This is a genomic window from Candidatus Schekmanbacteria bacterium RIFCSPLOWO2_02_FULL_38_14, from assembly GCA_001790855.1.
Taxonomy (GTDB): domain Bacteria; phylum Schekmanbacteria; class GWA2-38-11; order GWA2-38-11; family GWA2-38-11; genus 2-02-FULL-38-14-A.
Map to the genome: position 1 here is coordinate 1 of MGDH01000005.1, position 20,047 is coordinate 20,047.

Annotated in this window: 19 protein-coding genes; all 19 read left to right on the top strand. The window is 36.7% G+C overall.

The annotated features are described in order from the left end of the window. Positions 1–729, top strand: a 729-nt coding sequence (locus A3H37_12210; protein OGL51470.1) for a hypothetical protein, incomplete at its 5' end; no start/stop codon positions are given. Beyond that, positions 702–1,784, top strand: coding sequence for a hypothetical protein (locus tag A3H37_12215; protein ID OGL51471.1), 1,083 nt, complete (start codon positions 702–704; stop codon positions 1,782–1,784). The genes A3H37_12210 and A3H37_12215, both read left to right, overlap by 28 nt. Then, on the top strand, positions 1,738–2,958 hold the full coding sequence (locus tag A3H37_12220) for a hypothetical protein (protein OGL51472.1): 1,221 nt from the start codon (positions 1,738–1,740) through the stop codon (positions 2,956–2,958). The genes A3H37_12215 and A3H37_12220 overlap by 47 nt, the downstream gene beginning before the upstream one ends. Positions 2,959–2,983: 25 nt before the next feature. Continuing rightward, on the top strand, positions 2,984–4,132 hold the full coding sequence (locus tag A3H37_12225; protein ID OGL51473.1) for a hypothetical protein: 1,149 nt from the start codon (positions 2,984–2,986) through the stop codon (positions 4,130–4,132). Further along, positions 4,133–5,305 carry a hypothetical protein gene (locus A3H37_12230; GenBank protein ID OGL51474.1) on the top strand — a complete coding sequence of 391 codons (1,173 nt, stop codon included), beginning with the start codon at positions 4,133–4,135 and terminating at the stop codon, positions 5,303–5,305. Further along, a complete protein-coding gene (locus tag A3H37_12235; GenBank protein OGL51475.1) occupies positions 5,295–5,558 on the top strand; it encodes a molybdopterin converting factor subunit 1 in 264 nt (87 codons plus the stop codon). Before A3H37_12230 ends, A3H37_12235 begins: the two co-directional genes overlap by 11 nt. 116 nt (positions 5,559–5,674) lie before the next feature. Then, entirely contained in the window at positions 5,675–6,082 is a 408-nt protein-coding gene (locus A3H37_12240) for a molybdenum cofactor biosynthesis protein MoaE (protein ID OGL51476.1), read from the top strand. Then, positions 6,079–6,723 carry a hypothetical protein gene (locus tag A3H37_12245; protein ID OGL51499.1) on the top strand — a complete coding sequence of 215 codons (645 nt, stop codon included), beginning with the start codon at positions 6,079–6,081 and terminating at the stop codon, positions 6,721–6,723. The genes A3H37_12240 and A3H37_12245 overlap by 4 nt, the downstream gene beginning before the upstream one ends. Before the next feature lie 114 nt (positions 6,724–6,837). Then, complete coding sequence (locus A3H37_12250) at positions 6,838–7,374, top strand: GTP cyclohydrolase I FolE (GenBank protein OGL51477.1); 537 nt, start codon at positions 6,838–6,840, stop codon at positions 7,372–7,374. A gap of 114 nt (positions 7,375–7,488) precedes the next feature. Beyond that, a complete protein-coding gene (locus A3H37_12255; GenBank protein ID OGL51478.1) occupies positions 7,489–8,043 on the top strand; it encodes a dCTP deaminase in 555 nt (184 codons plus the stop codon). A gap of 7 nt (positions 8,044–8,050) precedes the next feature. Further along, the gene (locus tag A3H37_12260; GenBank protein OGL51479.1) at positions 8,051–9,127 is read left to right on the top strand and encodes a hypothetical protein; all 1,077 of its coding nucleotides are present in this window, start codon (positions 8,051–8,053) and stop codon (positions 9,125–9,127) included. Positions 9,128–9,160: 33 nt separating this feature from the next. Further along, positions 9,161–10,297: a hypothetical protein gene (locus A3H37_12265; GenBank protein OGL51480.1), complete on the top strand. Its 1,137-nt coding sequence runs from the start codon at positions 9,161–9,163 to the stop codon at positions 10,295–10,297. Between the two features lie 7 nt (positions 10,298–10,304). Further along, on the top strand, positions 10,305–11,165 hold the full coding sequence (locus A3H37_12270; GenBank protein ID OGL51481.1) for a hypothetical protein: 861 nt from the start codon (positions 10,305–10,307) through the stop codon (positions 11,163–11,165). A gap of 29 nt (positions 11,166–11,194) precedes the next feature. Next, positions 11,195–12,118 carry a hypothetical protein gene (locus tag A3H37_12275; protein ID OGL51482.1) on the top strand — a complete coding sequence of 308 codons (924 nt, stop codon included), beginning with the start codon at positions 11,195–11,197 and terminating at the stop codon, positions 12,116–12,118. A gap of 72 nt (positions 12,119–12,190) precedes the next feature. Next, positions 12,191–14,239 (top strand): hypothetical protein, encoded by a 2,049-nt coding sequence (locus A3H37_12280; GenBank protein ID OGL51483.1) that lies wholly within the window; start codon positions 12,191–12,193, stop codon positions 14,237–14,239. Between the two features lie 46 nt (positions 14,240–14,285). Then, on the top strand, positions 14,286–16,052 hold the full coding sequence (locus A3H37_12285; protein OGL51484.1) for a lipid A export permease/ATP-binding protein MsbA: 1,767 nt from the start codon (positions 14,286–14,288) through the stop codon (positions 16,050–16,052). Between the two features lie 277 nt (positions 16,053–16,329). After that, positions 16,330–16,764, top strand: a complete 435-nt coding sequence (locus A3H37_12290; GenBank protein OGL51485.1) for a hypothetical protein — start codon at positions 16,330–16,332, stop codon at positions 16,762–16,764. A gap of 125 nt (positions 16,765–16,889) precedes the next feature. Further along, a complete protein-coding gene (locus A3H37_12295; GenBank protein OGL51486.1) occupies positions 16,890–18,230 on the top strand; it encodes a hypothetical protein in 1,341 nt (446 codons plus the stop codon). Further along, complete coding sequence (locus tag A3H37_12300) at positions 18,227–20,023, top strand: hypothetical protein (GenBank protein ID OGL51487.1); 1,797 nt, start codon at positions 18,227–18,229, stop codon at positions 20,021–20,023. Before A3H37_12295 ends, A3H37_12300 begins: the two co-directional genes overlap by 4 nt. Positions 20,024–20,047 lie beyond the last annotated feature (24 nt).

Below are 20,047 nucleotides of genomic sequence, written 5' to 3' on the forward strand. Positions count from 1 at the left end.
AATGAAGAGGACAACATAAGAGATTGCCTTGAAAGCGTGAAATGGGCTGATGAGATTTTAATTGTAGATTCATACAGCAATGACAAAACACTTGAAATAGCAAGAAGTTATACTGACAGAATAATACAGCATGAATATATAAACTCAGCTACACAGAAAAACTGGGCAATCCCACAGGCAAGACATGAATGGGTATTAATAGTTGATTCAGATGAAAGGGTTACAGAAGAGTTAAAAAATGAAATAGAAAAAGCACTCTCAAAGGACTCAGATGATATAAACGGATATTATATTCCAAGAAAAAATTTCTTTTTAGGAAAGGAAATAAAACATGGCGGATGGGAATTTCAGCATGACCTCAATCTGAGACTTTTCAAGAGAGATTTCGGGAGGTATGAAAACAAAGAGGTTCACGCTGATATAATTATTAAAGGCAGAAAAGGAAAAATCGGGTCGCCATTCCTCCATTATTCCTATAAAACCATAGCTCCATATCTTAAAAAGCTTGAAAGGTATACCAACTGGGCAGCTCTTGATGTTGCAAAAAAGGGGAAAAGGATTGGTTGGCAGCAGTTTGTGTTCAGACCCACAGGTACGTTTATAAAGATGTTTGTATTGAAGCTTGGATTTTTAGATGGAATCCACGGGCTGATACTGGCTCTTTTCTCATCTTACTATGTCTACATAAAGTATGTGAAAGCATGGGAGATTCAGAACTCAAAAATTTGAAATTAAATAATGAGAACCTCAGGATATTGCTTGTAAGAAATGATAAAATTGGTGACCTGGTGCTTGCAACTCCTGCCATAAGGGCCCTGCGGGAAACCTACCCAAAAAGCTACATAGCGATGCTTGTAAATGATTATGCCCGTGATGTGGTTGTCGGGAATCCTGATATTGATGAGGTGATAGTTGAGCATAAGGGAGAACTTAATGAGTTTTTAAAATTACTGAAGGAAGTAAAAGGCAGGAGGTTTGATGTTGCTATAATTCTTTTTCCTTTTTTCAGGACTGCTCTTCTTGCACTCCTTGGAAGGATTCCCTTAAGAATTTCTACCGGATTTAAGTTCTATCAGTTTTTTTTTAACAGGTTAATATACCTCAGGCGTTCAAAGGGTGTTAAGCATGAAATAGACTACAATCTGGACTTGGTAAGACTGATAGGGGCTGATACAATAAACAAAAAACCGTGTATTCCTGTAAGCGGAGAGGATGAGGAATATGTTGATAGATTTTTAAAAGGTATAGGGGTGAAAAATGGTGACATTCTTATAGGACTTAATCCCGGAAGCGGTTTTTCAGCAAGAAAATGGAGGGAGGAGTATTTTGGGGAGCTTGCTGTAATTTTTAAGCAGAGGCTTGGCGCAAAGGTGTTAATTTTGTGGGGACCGGATGAAAGAGAACTAGCTGAGAAAGTTTTAAAACTTTCAAATGGCACGGCAGAGCTTGCTTTTGAAACAAAAATAAAGCAGCTTGCATCGCTTATAAAAAGGTGTAATCTGATAGTAACAAACAATACAGGACCAATGCATATAGCTGCAGCAGTGGGAGCGCCAATGGTTGAACTTTTTGACCCTAAATGGGCATGTTCACCTGTGAGGTGGGGACATCCTGAGAATGGAAATATAATATTAAAACCTGATATTGATTGCACAAAAAAGTGTAATTCAGAAGAATGCGGCCATTTTGATTGCATGGACAGGATAACAGTAGAGATGGTTTTTGCGGCTTCAAAAAATGTACTGGCTGGTAAAGGGAAATTACCCAAAAACCTTGGTTTCTAACCCTGTATTTTTGGTCAAAAAAATCATGTCAAATAAACCTCATAATATCCTCTATATTCAGGGTGTAACTCGTATGGGTGGCTCAATTGAAAGCCTCCTCGGGTTGCTGAAAGGGCTGGATAAGAAAATTTTTTATCCTGTTGTTGTTACTTCAAAAAAGGGAAGATTTTTTGAGGAATCAAGAAGTTTAGGGGTTGAGACTGAAGTTATAAAAATGGGTATGTGGAGAAAAGGGAAATCTTTGTTAAGAATTCCGGTTTCTGTTTATTCAATTCAGAGTGTTATTAAAAGAAAAAATATTTCACTTGTTCATGCTAATACCCTGTGGGATAACCCATACGGTGTTATTCCTGCAAGGCTTAGAAAAGTTCCTTCCATATGTCATATAAGGAATACTTTTACAGAGGATAAAATTAAAAAATATTATCTGTCCAAGGCAGATAGAATAATCTGTGTTTCAGATGAGATAAGAAGTGGCTTTAATGGCTGGAAATTGAAGGATGAAAAAACAGCTACTATCTATAATGGAGTTGATACAAAGCGGTTCAATGATAAAGTGAAGGGTGGCATTATAAGAAGGAATTTTAATATAGAGGACAGAGAGATTCTTATAGGAGTTGTTGGAAGAGTGGACAGAACCAAAGGTCAGGATTTGCTAATAGAAGCCTTTGCTTCTTTGAACAAGAGACATGAGAACCTGAGGCTTATGATAGTTGGAGAGAGTTCTTTAAGGGACAGACAATATTTTTATAAACTTAAAGACTTCAGCAATTCCCTGAATCTGAGAAACAAAGTGATTTTCACAGGTTACAGGAAAGACATTCCGGAGATTACAGCTGCTTTTGATATTGCTGTATTCCCCTCTCTTCCAAGCTCTAATGAAGGATTTGGAAGAAGTATTATTGAAGCAATGGCAATGAAAAAGCCTGTGGTAGCATCAGCCACAGGTGGGATTCCTGAGGTGGTTGTTGACAGCATAACAGGAGAAATTGTTCCGCCTAATGATTCAGAAAAGCTGGCAGATGCCATAGAAAAATTAGTTATTGATGAAAAAAGAAGAGTTTCAATGGGAGAGAAGGGATATGAGAGAGTGATTGAGAAATTTACAATGGAGAGAAATGTTAAAGAGATTGAAAAATTGTATTTGAGTTTGTTAGAAGACAAACATAATTAATGATAAATAATAAAGAATTTGATTTATGAGAAAACTTCGCATACTTCAGACAAATATGCACAGAGGAGGATGGGGTGGGCAGCCCCATATGGTTTTATTGATTGCAAAAAAAATTAGAGATAAGGGGCACTTTGTTCTTGTTGCAGCGCCCAAGGGGAGCACTCTTGTAAAAAGGGCAAGAGAAGAGGGTATTGATACTTATGATGATCTGACTTTTCAAAGAGGTTTTCACCCCTTTATATTGTTCTCAGAGCTCTTTAAGTTAAAAAGAGTAATCGAGAGATATGATATTGATATACTTCATACCCACGGCTCCCAGGATACATGGGCAGGAGCCCTTTCTTCCATATTTATAAAAAAAAATCTCATTCTAATAAGAACAAGGCATAACACCTTCCAAGTAAAATACAACCTTTTTAATCGCCTTTTGTATAAGTACTTAATTGATAAGCTCTTTATTGTGAGCAGTGGAGTAAAAAAGGAATTTGAAAAATTTATTCAGGGAGGAGAACTTTCTGAAAAAAGGATTTTAACAATCCATCCAGGAATAGATTTAAATACTTTTAACCTGTCCCTTAACGGCAAAAAAATAAGGGATGAGTTGAGCTTGGATGGAAATAAGATATTAATTGGAGTCATAGGAAGACTTGCAAAAGAAAAAGGTCATATATTTTTTTTAAAAGCAGCAGCAGAGGTAGCAAAAAAAATCAATGAGGCAAGATTTTTGATAGTTGGCGAGGGGCCTCTGAGAAAAGAACTTGAGGAAGAAAGCGTAAGGCTTGGGCTTGAGGGGAAGATTCTTTTCTTGGGTTTCAGGTCTGATATTCCTGAAATAAATGCTGCACTTGATATATCAGTGCTTCCATCAATTGCCTGTGAATCAGCATCATTAGTGATAAAAGAGTCAATGGCTTTAAAAAAAGCTGTTATATCCACTTCATTCCCCGGAGTAACAGAAACCATAGCGGATGGAGAGAATGGAGTTATAGTTCCTCCCGGTGACCATACTGCAATGGCAGATGCAATGATTAGAATCATTAGTAATCAGGAAATAAGAAAAAGGCTTGGAGAAAAAGGGAGGCAGACAATAGAGAAAAATTTTACGGAAGATGTGTTTATAAACAGGATAGAAGAGGCTTATTATAATACAATGATAGAAAAAGGGTTTCTGTGAATGAAAAGAAAGTTAAATATTTTACAGATAATAGGAATGACTCACAGAGGCGGGTCTGGGGCTTCAGCTGCTATACTTGCAAAGAAGCTTGTTGAAAGGGGGCACAGGGTAATATATGTTTGTAACAAGAATAGCCTTGGATATGAACTCCTCTCAAAAACCGATGCGATCCTTATCGCTTCAGTTGTCATGAGCAACAGGAAAAGGCTAACCATTAAATTTATAAAGCAGTTTTTAAAAGATATTTCGCAGATAAGGAAGATAATAGATGAGGAAAAAGTGGATGTCCTTCATGTTCACTGCTCGCCAGAATACTGGATTGGAGCTTTGGCTCACAAGCTTTCACGACAAAAACCTGTGTTCGTAAGGACAAGACATATTCCTATTCCTGTAAAAAAGAAATTTATAAACTCATATCTCTTTAATAAGACTGATAGGGTTATAACCGCCTCAGAGTTGATAAGAAAAAACTATTTTAATAATAAAGGATATGATGAATCAAAACTTATAACCATATATGATGGAGTTGATTGCAGGAAGTTCAACCCAAATGTCTGCGGAGAAGAAATAAGAAAGGAATTTAATATAAAAGATGGTGAATTTTTAATTGGGAATATAGGGAGGTTGGAAAAAGTAAAGGGACACAGTTTTTTCCTGCAGTCAATAGGAGAGGTGGCAAAGAAAATTCAAAATATAAAGGTTGTGATTGTTGGGTGGAGGGATAATAAATTTAAAGATGAGGATATGGAAGAAATGGAAAAGATAATAAAGGAAAAAGGAATTGAGGGCAGGGTAATATTTGCTGGTTTCAGAAATGATGTGGAAAAAATTATGGCAGCCATTGATTTATTTGTTCTTTCTTCAATAGGTTCTGAAGGTTCAAGTAGGGCAACCTTTGAGGCTATGGCTATGGCAAAGCCATGTGTTGTTACAGGAGTTGGAATTCTTCCTGAACTGATAGAGGATGGTGTAAATGGCTTTTTAATCCCTCCTGAAAACCCACATCTTATGGCTGAAGCAATTTTAAAACTTATTGAGGATAAAAATAAAGCAAAGGAATTTGGGCTTGCATCTTACAGGAAGGTTTTAAGTAATTTTACTGATGAAATAATGGTAGAAAAGACAATTAATCTTTATTATAAGATGCTGGAGGAGAGAGGAATTGAAAGTTAAAATAAAATTTTTCGCAGCATTGCGTGAAGGAATTGGAAAGAGTGAAATTGAAATTAATATCCCATCAGGGTCAAGGCTTAATGGCCTTATTGAGAGGCTTGAAAAAGAATATAAAGCGATAGCAGAATTTAAAACCTCAATAGCCTATTCAATAAATATGGAATATGTCAGGGGAGATGAGGTATTAAAGGAAGGGGATGAAATTGCCTTGATTCCTCCTGTAAGCGGAGGCTGTCCAATGATGTCATTGTGAGCGCAGCGAAGCAATCTGGCCCTAAGGGTTATTCAGTTAAATCGAGCCTATAAAGACTCTCCCACAATTATGGGAAACCCCTTCTGGGGTTGATTCGATAGCTTTATGAGGTAGATATGTTTAAAATAGTAAAAGAAGAAATTAATTTAAACGAGCTTATCAAATATGTTTCTGACCAAAGAGCAGGAGCTATTACAACTTTTTTAGGAGTAACCCGCGGAGAATCAGATGGGAAAAGGGTTCTCTATCTTGATTATGATGCATACCCTGAGATGGCTGTAAAAAAAATGAAAGAGATAGGAAGTGAAATAAAGGGGAAATGGGATGTTCTTAAAATTGCCATAGTCCACAGGGTAGGAAGATTAAAGATTGGAGAAGCAAGTGTTGGTATTGCAATATCTACTCCTCACAGAAAAGAGGGTTTTGAAGCTTGCAAATATGCAATTGACAGGATAAAAGAAATAACTCCTATATGGAAGAAGGAGGTATGGGAGGGAGGAGAAGAGTGGAAAGGCAGAGAATAACCGTACACTGTTTGGTAATTGGTCCCTTTTCTGAAAACTGCTACATCCTGAGCACAGAGGGAAATAATGCTATCATTATTGATGCCGGCGATGAGGCACAGCAGATTACAGAATACATTAAGGGAAAAGGATTGAAACCACTGGCAATTTTTAGCACTCATGCTCATATTGACCATGTGGATGCGGTGGGGGAGCTTAAAAATTATTTTAAAATTTCTTTTTACCTCAACAAAGAAGATGAAATACTCTTAAAAAGCGTTAAAGCTCAGGCTTCTTCTGTTGGGCTTGAGTGTAATTCTCCACCGGTTGTAGATAAATTTTTAAAAGATTCTGAAACAATCTCTCTTGGGGACTTTAAGATTAAGGTTTTGCATACTCCGGGCCATACCCCGGGAGGCACCTGTCTCCTTATAGAAGATATGCTCTTTTCCGGAGATACTCTTTTTGCAGGCGCTATTGGAAGGACTGATTTTCCCGGCAGTTCATATGATGCTATAATAGAATCAATTAAGAAAAAAATATTGCCTCTCGGAGACAATATAAAAGTTTTTCCGGGTCATGGACCAAGCACGACAATAGGAGAAGAAAAGCAGAATAATCCTTTTGTTGTAGATGCTGAGAGATTCAGAGGGTTGGTTTAATTTGCATAAGTTTCAAGTTTCAGGTTGCGAGTAAAGAATTTCTACAGCACCTAAGTTTTTTAACAGCTTGTTAAAACTTAAAACCCGAAACATTTTTAGAATCAAGAGGAAGAAATGGAAAAATTAATAAGAAAGATACTTGCTGGAATCGGTGAAAACCCTAACAGGCAGGGCCTTAAAAAGACTCCGGCCCGTGTTCATAAAACACTTAAATTCCTGACAAAAGGGTATAGAGAAGACCCAAAGAAAATATTTGAGGGAGCAATTTTTAAAGAAAATTACGAAGAGATGATACTTCTGAAAGGAATAGATATCTACAGCCTTTGCGAACATCATCTTCTTCCTTTTTTCGGCAAATGCCATGTTGCCTATATTCCAAGAAAAAAACTTGTTGGGCTGAGCAAAATTGCAAAACTTGTTGAGGTGTATTCAAGGAGGCTTCAGGTTCAGGAACGGCTTACCAACCAGATTGCAAAGACTCTTGAAGAGGAACTTGACCCATTGGGAGTCGCTGTTGTCATTGAAGCCCAGCACCTGTGCATGATAATGCGGGGGGTTGAAAAACAAAACTCTGTTGCTGTTACAAGTTCGATGCTTGGAGGATTCAGAAGGCCTGAAACGAGGGCTGAGTTTATGAACTTAATTAAATAAAAATAAGTCAGGCGAGACGCCTTACCTACTACTCTTTTTGTGAGTGTAAACAATTACTGGCAGGACAGGCGTCCCGCCTGTCCAAGAGGATAAATTCTTATTAGGATATAAATTATGTCTATAAAACCTGACCACTGGATAATTCGCATGGCTGAAGAGAAGGGAATGATCAGCCCTTTTGAGAAAAAACTAATCAGAAATGGGAATATTTCTTATGGCCTTTCTTCTTATGGATATGATATGAGGATTTCAGACGAATTCAAGATATTTACAAATATAAACATCGCAACTATTGATCCAAAGAATTTCAGTTCTGATTCATTTGTGGATTTCAAAGGGGAAGTCTGTATTATCCCTCCAAACTCCTTTGTGCTTGGCAGATCAGTTGAATATTTTAAAATACCAAGAGATGTTCTAGCAATCTGCTTTGGAAAATCCACTTATGCCAGATGCGGGATAATAGTAAATGTGACACCATTTGAGCCAGAGTGGGAAGGCTATGTTACAATAGAAATTTCAAACACAACACAACTGCCTGCCAAAATATATGCCAATGAGGGGATTGCACAGGTAATTTTTCTTCAGAGTGATGAGGAGTGTCTTGTATCCTATGCAGACAGAAAAGGGAAATATCAGGCACAGAAGGAAATAATTCTGCCAAAAGTATAGATTTAAGATGATTGAAGAACTTAAAACTGCAATAGGCAGAGGAGAGATAAAAAAGATTCTTCTTATTCAGGTAAGCAGAGTGGGAGAACTTCTCTTTGTAACTCCAGCCATAAGACTAATAAGAAAAAAATTTCCCGAGAGCCATATAATTCTTATTACGTCATCATACGCAAAAGATGTTGTAGTTGGCAATCTCAACATTGATGAGCTTCTGTTTTTTGATGAAAAAAGTTTTTTTTCAAAAGCTACAAAACTTAAAAGATTTAAAAATATGATTAAGGTACAGGGATATGATCTTGCTGTTATTTTCAACAAAGATGAGGGATGGAAAGAGTTTTGCCGGAGCGCTTCTGTGAAACACATCTTTGACAGAAAAACCAGTAAATCTTTCTTGGGAAATGAAACAGGTAATATGAATCATTCAGTGGAGGGGAGTGTCAGGTTTTTAAAACTGCTTGGAATTGATGAAAAGCCAGGAAGAATGGAAATATCCTATTCCCGAGAGGATAAAGAGGTCGTTGAAAAATTTCTTGAGACGAGCGGAATAAGAAAGGAGATTCCATTGGTGGTGTTTAATCCTGGTTGTGGTCAGCTTATGAGGTTTAAAGCAAGGAGGTCAACTTTAAACCGTTTGTGGGAAGAAAAAAAATTTGCTCAGCTTGGAGAAAGATTCATAAGGGAGTTTAATGCAGTAATTGCAATAAACGGAACTTCAAGGTACGAAGAAAAATTTACAAAAAGAATTTCCCGTATTATGAGCAAACCACCTCTTATGATAATAAAAAAGTTTTCAATAAACCAGCTTGCCTATTTTTTAACAAAAGCCGTGGTTTTTATTACAGTGGACACAGGTCCGATGCATGTGGCCGCAAGCATGGGAGTTCCGATTGTGGCTCTTTATGGTCCAACTGATAAGAAGAAAACTTACCCATACTGTGATGAAAGATACTACAGAATTGTGGCTAAGGATCTGTCATGCAGTCCCTGCAAAGGAAAAGGGCTTTCATGCAAAGATAATCAGTGTATGAAACAGATAACTGTTGATGATGTTTTCATGGCTGCAAAAGAGGTTATGAAAATTTAGAAAAATGTGTATTGGGAATTTGAGAAAATATTAATGGCACAAAAGAAATTTAATCTGATGGCAGTCATCTCAAACCTGAGAGCTGGCGGAGCAGAGCGGATGTTTATAGAGCTTCTTCTTCGCCTGAAAGAATCTTTTAATGTATCGGTTGCCTGCATAAGGGATAAGGGAGAACTTGCCCCTCTTTTAGAAGATAAATCAATTAAAGTTCATATCTCATATTTTAAGGGAAGACTTGACCCAAAAAGCCTTTTTAACCTTGCTTCACTTTTAAAAAGAGAAAATATCCATATAGTCCATACCCATATGTACAGGCCAAATATCTCAGGGGCAATCGGGGCATTTATTGCAAGAGTCCCTGTAATAGTTTCCCATGTGCATACTGTGCATCAGTGGGATACAAAGAGGCAGATATTTATGGACAAAATTACTACAGGAATGAAGGATAAAATCATAGCGGTTTCAGAAGAAGTTAAAAAAGCTTATACTGAAAAAGTTAATGCTAATCCTGAAAAAGTAAGAGTCATATATAATGGAGTTGACTCTCAAATTTACAGAGCAGATAAAAGCCAATCTGAACTCAGGGAGAACTTTAATATCAAAAACAGAAGTCCTGTAATAGGTATAATAGGAAGGCTTGCACCTGAAAAAGACCATATTACTTTTCTTGAAGCAGCAGACATAGTTTCCAAAGCATGCCCTGAAGCCTGTTTTTTGATAGTCGGAAAAGGTCCTGAGGAGGAGAATATAAGGAGCTGCGTTGAGAGGTTGAATTTAGCAGATAAGGTCATAGTGGCTGGTTATAGAAAAGATATTCCGGAGGTTTTAAATATTCTTGATATCTTTGTCATTTCATCAGTAAGGGAGGGGTTTTCTCTTGCTATTTTAGAGGCGATGGCAGCAGGCAAGCCCGTGATAGCAACAGATGTCGGTGGGAACAGGGAGGCAGTTATTGATGGTGAGACAGGTTTTATTGTTCCCCAAAAAAAACCTTTATTGATGGCTTCAAAGATATTAAATCTTATTAGTAACCCTGAACTCAGGGCAATGATGGGAGAAAAGGGGTATCAAAGGGTTGTAAAGAAATTCAGCATAGGAAACATGCTAACAGAGACATCTGAATTATATTCTGAAATTTTAGATAAAAAAGGGATAAAAAAAGATAGTTGAAAGTCTAATGAATCCTGGTAAAACTATTATAATTGCAGGCTCAGGCCGTAGCGGAACAACATGGCTGGCAGAAGTTATTGCTTCCTGCAAAGGCTTTCGCCTTTTTTTTGAACCTTTTAATAATCAGCGCAGCGTCCGTTACCCGGAAAATGATTTGCTGTTGTACGCTTATATGAGGCCGGATAGCCATTACCCTAAGGTTGAAAGGTTTATATGTGATGTTTTAAAAGGAAAGATTAGAAACCGCTGGATAGATTCGCATAACATCAATTTATTTACATGGCGCTATGTGCTTAAAGAGATAAGGATAGTTTTAATGCTCGGATGGATAAAGGAGAAATACGGCAACAAGATTGTTTATACCACCCGCCATCCCTGTGCCACTGTTTTATCAAGGCTTAAGGAAAAGTGGACTTCTCCACTGAATGTAATCTGGTCACAACAGGAACTGGTGGAAGATTATTTAAGCCCTTATGAGTCAATAATCAGAGGTGCAAAAACTGAAATTGAAAAGCATGCTGTTATGTGGTGTGTGGAAAATTTAATACCTTTAAAACAGATGGGAAAATATAATTACTTTTTTACAACTTATGAAGCAATGTGCATTGAGCCTGAAAAGGAGATTGACAGGATTTTTTCTTACCTCAGACTGCGACGAACCAAAAGGGTTACAAAGGCGATACAACTAACTCCTGAAGCACGTCCGCACAGCGCTGTCATTACAGGAGAGGATAAGATATCTTTCTGGAAAAACAGATTGTCAGGGGATGAGATAAAATCAATAATGGATATTGTTAATCTCTTTGAAATTGATATTTACAGTACAGAACCAATGCCACACAAATTTGTAAACAGGTCAATTAATTAGTTTCTCACAATAGAATTAAAGTTGCTTACATGAGTTATCCAAAAATTACAGTTTTCATGCCTGTCTATAATGCTGAACGGCATCTTGGCGAGGCTATAGAGAGTATACTGTACCAGACATACAGGGATTTTGAATTCTTGATTATCAATGATGGCTCTACTGACACTAGCAAAGAGATAATCCTTTCATATAATGATCCTCGTATCATCTTTGTTGATAACAAAGAAAACTTAGGTCTTCCCTTCTCTCTAAATAAAGGCCTTAAGCTTGCCAAGGGAGAATATATAGCACGGATGGATGCTGATGATGTCTCATTTCCTAAGAGGCTTGAAAAACAAGTAACATTTTTGAAAGATAATTCTGATGTTGATATGGTTGCAAGCTGGATTGAAAAAGTGGATGAGGATGGAAAACATCTTGGTTTCTGGAGAGCGGATAGAAAAAATAATATACCAGAAGAGATTTATTATACCCTACATTTCAAGAACTGTATTGCCCACTCCTCAGTATTATTCAATAAGGAGCTGATTCTGGGGCTTGGTGGCTATAAAAAGGATTTTTTAAATGAGGATTATGAGTTATGGCTAAGATTGAGCAAGGTGGCAAAAATAAATAAGATAAAAGAGGTTTTAGTAAAATATCGAGAATCTAACTCTCCTTCTAAAAGCCAGGCATATCGGTTGTATGTGGAAAGACTATACATGGCAAGTTTCCATGAATTTTTATCAGATGAAAGGCAGAAAGAGATTCTGTTTTTTATTAAAGATCCTGAGAGGAAGAAAATGCCTGCAAAATTCAGTGAAATACTAAAGGTTTACAATCAAATGAGCAATAAAATTATAAACAGTGCTGATTCAACCCTTCTTGATATTAAAAAGTTAAAAAGGTTTTGCAGAAGAAGAAAGTCTCATTTTATTTTCAATATGGTTAAAAGAAATTATCTTGGTTTTTAAGACAGAAGTTTTTCAGCTTGACCTTAAGGTCTTAGAAATGATAAAGAGCCATTAATTTGGGAAAATGGATTTATGAAAACTGAATATTCTTTAAAAAATAATATTGTAATATCAACCCTGGTTTGCGTGTATTTTGGGATATTAATCAGCATTTTTGATGCAGGAGTAATCCTTGGATATAAAAGAGGGCTATTTGCTCTTTCATGGACTCCGTTTCTTTATCCCTTTTTCTGGGTTGGATTTCACATAGTGGGTGGAATTCTATTTGGAAGCTTATTCGGATTACTGATATTTCTAACATTCCGGATTCCATGGCTTTCCCGCAGCAATGTTTCTCCGGTTTTGCCTCTGATGCTGTGTTCTGTGTTTCTTTTGTTCCTATATTGGAAAGATTGGATTAAGCTGGCTATTAAAGAAAGACAGTTTGCTTCTTCTTGGTTAGTTTTTGAAGGGGTTTCCAAATATATCATTTACCTTTTAATCCTTTTGACAATAATGGTGGTTCTTTTTCCCCTCTGGATGCTTTTGTGCTCTTTAAGGGATAAATGCCATGGTATGTGGAAGGTTTTGTTAAAGGCAGGAGGTGCTTTTGTTTTAATCTATGTTATTTCTTATTTTGGTTTTATCCGCAACAATACCTTTATAATGCCTGACTTCTGGTCATCAAAGGATTCTCCGTTCAGGAAGGTCAATTCTCAGGAAGTTCCAAACGGAAATTTCAAATATGGCAGTCAAAAGCAGGTAACCAATGTTTTACTGATTGTCATTGATACGCTCAGGGCAGACCATATGTCCCTTTACGGCTATAAGAGAAATACCACTCCTTTTTTAGAAAAATATGCTAACAAAGGGGTAGTTTTTACCAAGGCTTATACTCAAAAAACTTCAACAAGCCCAAGCGTTGCTTCTATTTTAACAGGAACATATCCTCATACACACGGAATTGTCGGCATTCGGGAATATCTTCCTGATTCAGCAGTGACAATTGGAGAGGTCCTCAAACGCTACGGTTTTCACACAGCGTCTTTTGTGTCTAATCCAAACCTTTCTGCTGAGTTTAATTTTAACCAGGGTTTTGATATTACTGTTGACTGTGCTACAAAAGATGACCTTGCCGGAGCAAATCTTGTTAATAATAAAGTTTTTCCATGGCTTAAGGAACATAGGAGTGATAAGTTTTTTCTGTATGTTCATTACATAGACCCTCATGCCCCGTATACCTCTCCTGCTCCTTATAATAAAACTTTCATAGATGATAAATACTATGGAGAGTTTAAAAATTTTAGAGACAAAAATATTTTCATAAGGAAAAGCCCCACAGATATAAGCTATTATGACCCTGATTACTACATTGCCCAGTATGATGGAGAGATTCTTTATACTGATACGGAAATAGACAGGTTAATTCAGTATCTTGATAGCCTTGGACTAACAGATAACACTCTTGTGGTGATAACTGCAGACCACGGAGAAAGCTTAGGAGATGAACAGAAATATTTTTTTGGACATGGCTACTATGGTTACGAGCCAACTGCCCATATACCACTGATTATGATAGCTCCAAAAATTATCCCTGGCGGGAAGGTGATTAAGCGGATAGTGGAAACCATTGACATTGCTCCTACTGTTCTTTCTTTTTTTGATATTCCTGTGTATAAAGATATGGAAGGAATGAATCTCATCCCATATATTGCAGGGACAGAGAAGATAAGCCATCCCCGTGCTTATCTTGAAGCTGACAGTACACGCGATTATTTAACCAATATCTTGATTGACGGAGATTATAAGTTAATATGCAATTTAGACTGGCTTCATGATTTTGATTTTTTCAATCCTGTACTCTGTGTGGATTTTAACCGTCGGCTACATCTGTGGAAGAAGTTGTGGAGGCTTGATCCAAAACTCCGTCCTCGCCAGCGATGGGAATTGTACAATTTAGCCAAAGATCCAGGAGAAAAAATTAATCTTGCAATGAGCCAACCTCAGATATTTCAGGAATACAAGACAAAACTCTCTGCATGGATGCGGCGCAGGCCTGCGTTTCAGAATTATAAAAAGGACATCAAAACTCTTTCTTCAAAAACCTTGAAGAACTTAAAGACATTAGGGTATATTCAGTAACTGCTTTGAGGGAAAACTTTGAAAATTCTTCAAAAGAGGAACTTCCATTAAAAAGAAAATCAGAAAGAATGATATTTTAAACCTTTATAACAGGTTATTTAAATATATTGTTCCTTACTGGAGAAGACTCCTTGTTGGAGCCTTGCTTGCGCTTGTTATATCAGCAACAAAAGGCGGAACAGCATGGGCAGTAAAACCTGCCCTTGATGAGATTTTTTTAAAAAAAGATGTGTCAAAACTCATTTTTTTGCCTATAGGAATAATACTTCTTTATCTTGTTCAGGGAGTTGCAAGGTATATTCAGAATTACTTCATGAAATATGTTGCCCAGAAGGTGATGATGGAGATAAGAAATGACCTCTATTTTCATATCAATAGAATGTCTGTCGGGTTTTTCCATAAAACGCACTCTTCTATCCTGATGTCCCGGATAACAAATGATGTGCGCGGGCTGTCAAAGGTTGCTTCTGATGTCATTCCGGATTTTTTAATACAGACATTTACTTTCATAGCTCTCATAGGAGTTGTATTCTATCAGGAATGGCGTCTTGCAATCATTGCAGTTCTTATTCTGCCGTTTGTAGTGATGCTAATAGTAAAGATAGGGGGAAAACTTAAGAAAATAAGCCGTAAGACCCTTGAGAATGCGGCGGTCATTAATACCGTCTTGCAGGAGTCATTCATTGGAGTTAAGATTGTAAAGGCGTTTGGCATGGAGGAATATGAAAATAGGCGTTTTGAAAAGGTTAACAGAAGGTCTTTTGATTTGAGCATGAAGGCAGTCAAGACTGATGAACTTACCTCTCCCCTGATGGAATTTCTCGGGGCTATAGCCGGAGCAATAATTCTATGGTATGGCGGTTATCAGGTGATAAAAGGAATATCAACGCCGGGAACTTTTTTTTCCTTTCTGGCTGCCCTTGCAATGCTTTATGAGCCTTTAAAAAAGTTTGGAAACATGAGCAATGATATCCATCAGGCAATGGCAGCTGCTGAAAGGGTGTTTGAACTTTTGGACCAGAAGCCTGATATCAGTGATGCTGCAAATGCTGTAGAGTTGAAAGATTTTAAGGACAGGATTGAGTTTAAAGATGTATGGTTTGCCTATAATTCAGAAAAAGAGATGGTGTTAAAAAACATAAATTTGGAAATAAATAAAGGAGAGATGATAGCAATTGTCGGGATGAGCGGGGTTGGCAAGTCAACCTTAGTTGACCTTATTCCAAGATTTTACCAGGTTTCAAGAGGAGAGTTAAAAATCGACGAATATGACATTAATAAATTAACTTTAAAATCGCTCCGCTCAAAAATCGGTATAGTTACACAGGATATATTCCTTTTTAATGATACTGTTAAAGATAACATAGCCTACGGGAGAATTAATGCAGATGAAGATAAAATAATAGATGCAGCTAATAAAGCTTATGCACATCAGTTTATAATGGAGATGCCGGACAAGTATGAAACTATAATCGGTGAAAGAGGCGTCAGACTTTCAGGCGGGGAAAAACAGAGGATTGCCATTGCAAGGGCGCTTCTCAAGGACGCGCCAATACTTATTCTTGACGAGGCAACCTCTGCCCTTGATTCAGAATCAGAGATGATGGTTCAAAAGGCATTGGAGAATCTGATGAGAGACAGAACAACTTTTGTGATTGCCCATAGGCTTTCCACTGTCAGGAAAGCGGATAAAATTATAATTCTTGATGATGGAAGAATCGCAGAATCAGGAAAACACGAGGAACTTGTTTCCAGAAACGGCATATACAGGAAATTGCATGATATGCAGTTCAAAGAAGAAAATGTATATTAAATAAAAATTATCTTGACAAAAACTACTATATTACGATAATTTATAACTCCGTTAAGCTTTTGCTGGAGTCTAATTCTTGTTAGAGGGATTTTTTTAAATAAAATAAAAATTATCTTGACAAAAACTACTATATTACGATAATTTTAACTCTGTTAAACTTTTGCTGGAGTCTAATTCTTGTTAGAGGGATTTTTTTAAATAAAATTACTATTGACAAGAATGGGCTAAGTGCTATAGTTTATATTAAAAATTTCAAGTGAAAGGAGGTGATATGAGAATGAAGAAAAAAACTGGTTTGATGTTTATAGGTCTTTGCTTAGTTATATCAGCAGGTTTGGTGCTTGTAAATTTTAATCAGGCTTCTTTTAAGGTAATGGCAGCTAATGAAAAAGCATTAAAGAACGCCTCTTCCTTCTTATCAGAAGGTGTGACATATGACCTTTTAGCAGGTACCACTGCTTCAGTAAGTGGTAACGTGGCTGGCAGAAAGAGTCATGCACAATCAGGTGTTGATATCGAGGTTTTAGAAAAAGGGAAAAAGGGAACATCAGTTGGAACAGTTACAACTGGTGCAGATGGTAGCTATACGATTACCGGCTTAGAGAAAAATAACTACACCATCAAAGTTAACGGAAAGAAAAAAGGTCGCATTAAGATTAAAAGTGCTGATTTAGGCGAGACAATCATTAAGAACTTCAAGAGCAAAAAATAAACCCCTTGTGAAAAATCTAAGGGAGTTATGAAAAGGGCTGCTTTTCAAAGAAAAGGCAGCCCTTTTTTATATGGTTCAATATTTTTCCTAAATATTATATTTTCTCTAAATATTATTTCCCAGTTATGAAATATTTTTTCGCAGCTTTTTTAGTAATATTTTTTTTTAATTTTTTATCCTGCCAGAAAAAAGAAGAGCCGTTGAGTGTAATACTAATTACAATTGATACCCTGAGGGCAGACCATCTTTCCTGTTACGGTTACAGAAGGAATACATCTCCAAATATAGACAATATTGCTAAAGAAGGAGTGTTTTTTCAGAATGCAGTTGCTTCTTCGTCATTCACACCTCCTTCAATGGCAACAATTTTTACTTCAAAGTATCCGAGTTCCCATGGTGTAAAGCACGGTGTTTTCAAAAAAAATAAGGTTTTTAATCAGGAAGTTCTTTCAGATTCAATTCAGACACTCGCTGAAATATTAAAGGAAAACGGTTATGCTACATATGGGTTTCATACCAATCCGCATCTTTCAAAGGAATTCGGTTTTGCACAGGGGTTTGATTTTTTCAACCAGTTCACATTCTATGATGCATTGGAATTAAACAGCGAGATACTTCGGAACAAAGACAAAATTAAATCAGGCGGGAAATATTTTTTGTGGGTTCATTATTTTGACCCCCACTGGCCCTATCTTAAAAGAACTCCATGGATAAAGAAGTATTCTTCATTTAAATCTGATAAAGAAGATGAGACTGAATATGCAGACCCTCCTGAAAAATTCTCTAATGCAAAAAATTTGAAAAACAACAGAGAACTTCTTTCTTATATTATTGCCCGCTATGACAGTGAGATAAACTTTGTTGACAGATATGTGGGGGAACTTTTGCAATTTTTTAAACCTGAAAAGAATACTCTTGTAATCATAACGTCTGACCACGGGGAGGAATTCTTTGAGCACGATGAGTTTACGCACGGACACCAGCTTTATGAAGAAAGTATAAAAGTCCCGCTTATCATATATGCTCCTTCAAAATTTCCGGCAGGGGTGAAGATAAGAGAACAGGTTGGTATCATAGATATAATGCCAACCATACTTGATATTCTGAAAATCAAAAGCAGGCAAAAACTTTCAGGCGAAAGCCTGCTTCCTTTAATTTCCGGCAATAAAAAAGAAGAAAGAATTTTATACAGCGAACTTGCAAGGGGTGGAAAAGATTCTGTGTCTGCAAGATTTAAAAACTGGAAATATATTTATGATGTAAAAGAGAACAAAGACGAGCTTTATGATTTGAACTCTGACCACGGAGAAAGAGATAATATAGCTTCTGTTAATGAAATGATTGTAAAAGATTTTCAGTCGAAAGTGAAGGGGCTTCTTTCGTCTTCAGGAGAGATTAAAAGCGAGGAAAAACCTGTTGGCAAGAATGTTGTTGAAAGCCTCAAATCCCTCGGATATATCAATTGAAACAGAATATGCTTCATAGGGTAAAAAATTATTTCCCGGAAAAAATTGACAGTTTTCTGCTTGTCCCGGTTATAATACTCTTTGCCTTCATAGTCTATTCCAGCTCCCTGAACAGTTCATTTGTATGGGATGATATTATCCTGATAGTGGAGAACCCTTCCATAAAAACATTCAAGGTCTTTGATAATGTCTTTTCAAGAGATTTTTTTGACATATACGGAGATGCAATAGAATTTAAATATGGCTACTGGCGCCCTGTAATCACCCTTTCATATATGGTTGACTATCTGATTTGGGGCTTAAACCCTTCAGGGTTCCATCTTACAAATATTCTTCTCCATATTTTCAACTGTCTGCTGGTATATTTTATCCTGTTAAAAGATTTCAGGAATTGGGTTGTCCCGTTTATTGCAACCTTTCTTTTTGCAATACACCCGATTCATACAGAGTCTGTTTCGTGGGTGGCTGGAAGGACTGATGTGGTTGCTGCGACATTTTTTCTTCTCTCTTTTTTGTTGTTTCAGAAATCAATAAATGATGAAGGAAGATTAAAGGCGAAATTTTATATTTTCTCAATTCTTGTTTTCTCTCTGGCAATGGTTTCGAAGGAGATGGTGATAATTTTGCCGGCAGTGCTTATTGCGTACAGATATTTTATCCCTGAGAATGGTTACATGTATGAAAAACTGAAAAAAAGTATTCTGCTGGGAATGCCTTATTGTATTGTTGTTCTTGTTTATATTTTTATCAGGTTCGGAGTCCTTGAAATTAAGGCAACCAAAAATGTTGAAAACAATCCGTTATTTGAATTTTATCCTACCCTTCTTTCATTCATAAAGTCTGTAACGGTCTATACCGGAAAGCTCTTTTATCCGGTAAACCTCAATGCATATATTCAGAATCCTCCCTCTGGTTCAATTTTTGAGCCAATGGTATTTTTATCAATCTGTCTTTTAACAGTTTTTTTAGTTGCACTGGTCAAAACAAAAAACAGAAAATTTTCTTTTTATTCCCTATTTTTTCTTCTTACATTTTTTCCACTTTCAAATTTTTTAAGGATAAGCGCTCCGACTGATATGGGGTTTGTTATGGCTGAAAGATTTCTCTATATCCCTTCGATTCCCTTTGTTGTTCTTATTGCAATGCCTGTAGCTTATCTTGCAAAAAATAGAAAATCTTTGCAGTTTGTAATATTTGTTATAATGGCGGCAATAACGCTGTTTTTTTCGTTCAGGGTTATAGCAAGAAACAGGGACTACAAAGATGATGAAGTCTTTTTTACAAAAACAATTCAGCAATCCCCGACTGCCCCGCTTCTGTATCAGTGCCTCGGGAATTTTTACATAAGAAATGGTATGAATGATGAAGCTCTTTTTTCTTATAAGAGGGCGCTGATTTTTTTCCCCGGCTTTTTCTCTACTAAAAACAACATAGGAACTATCTATACAAAGATGGGATTAAAGGAAGAGGCTATTGCCGAGTTTAAAGGCGCAATTGAGATAAACCCCTCATACCTTCTTGCCTATTACAATCTTGGAACGCTTTACGGAGAAATGGGAGATTATGATAAGGCAGTCCGCGTATTTGAAACAGCACTTAAGATAAACTCCGAATATATCAGGGCGCATAACGGGCTTGGAATAATATATGCAAAAAAAGGAGAATTTGAAAAAGCAAAAAAAGAGTTTGAGAGGGCTCTGAAAATAGAAGATTCAAACAGATATGCGAGATACAATCTTGATTTAATAAAAAAAATGAAGGGAATCCCTTCTGAAGAAGTTATTCAGAAGTGATTTCGGATTGAAGATATATGGCGA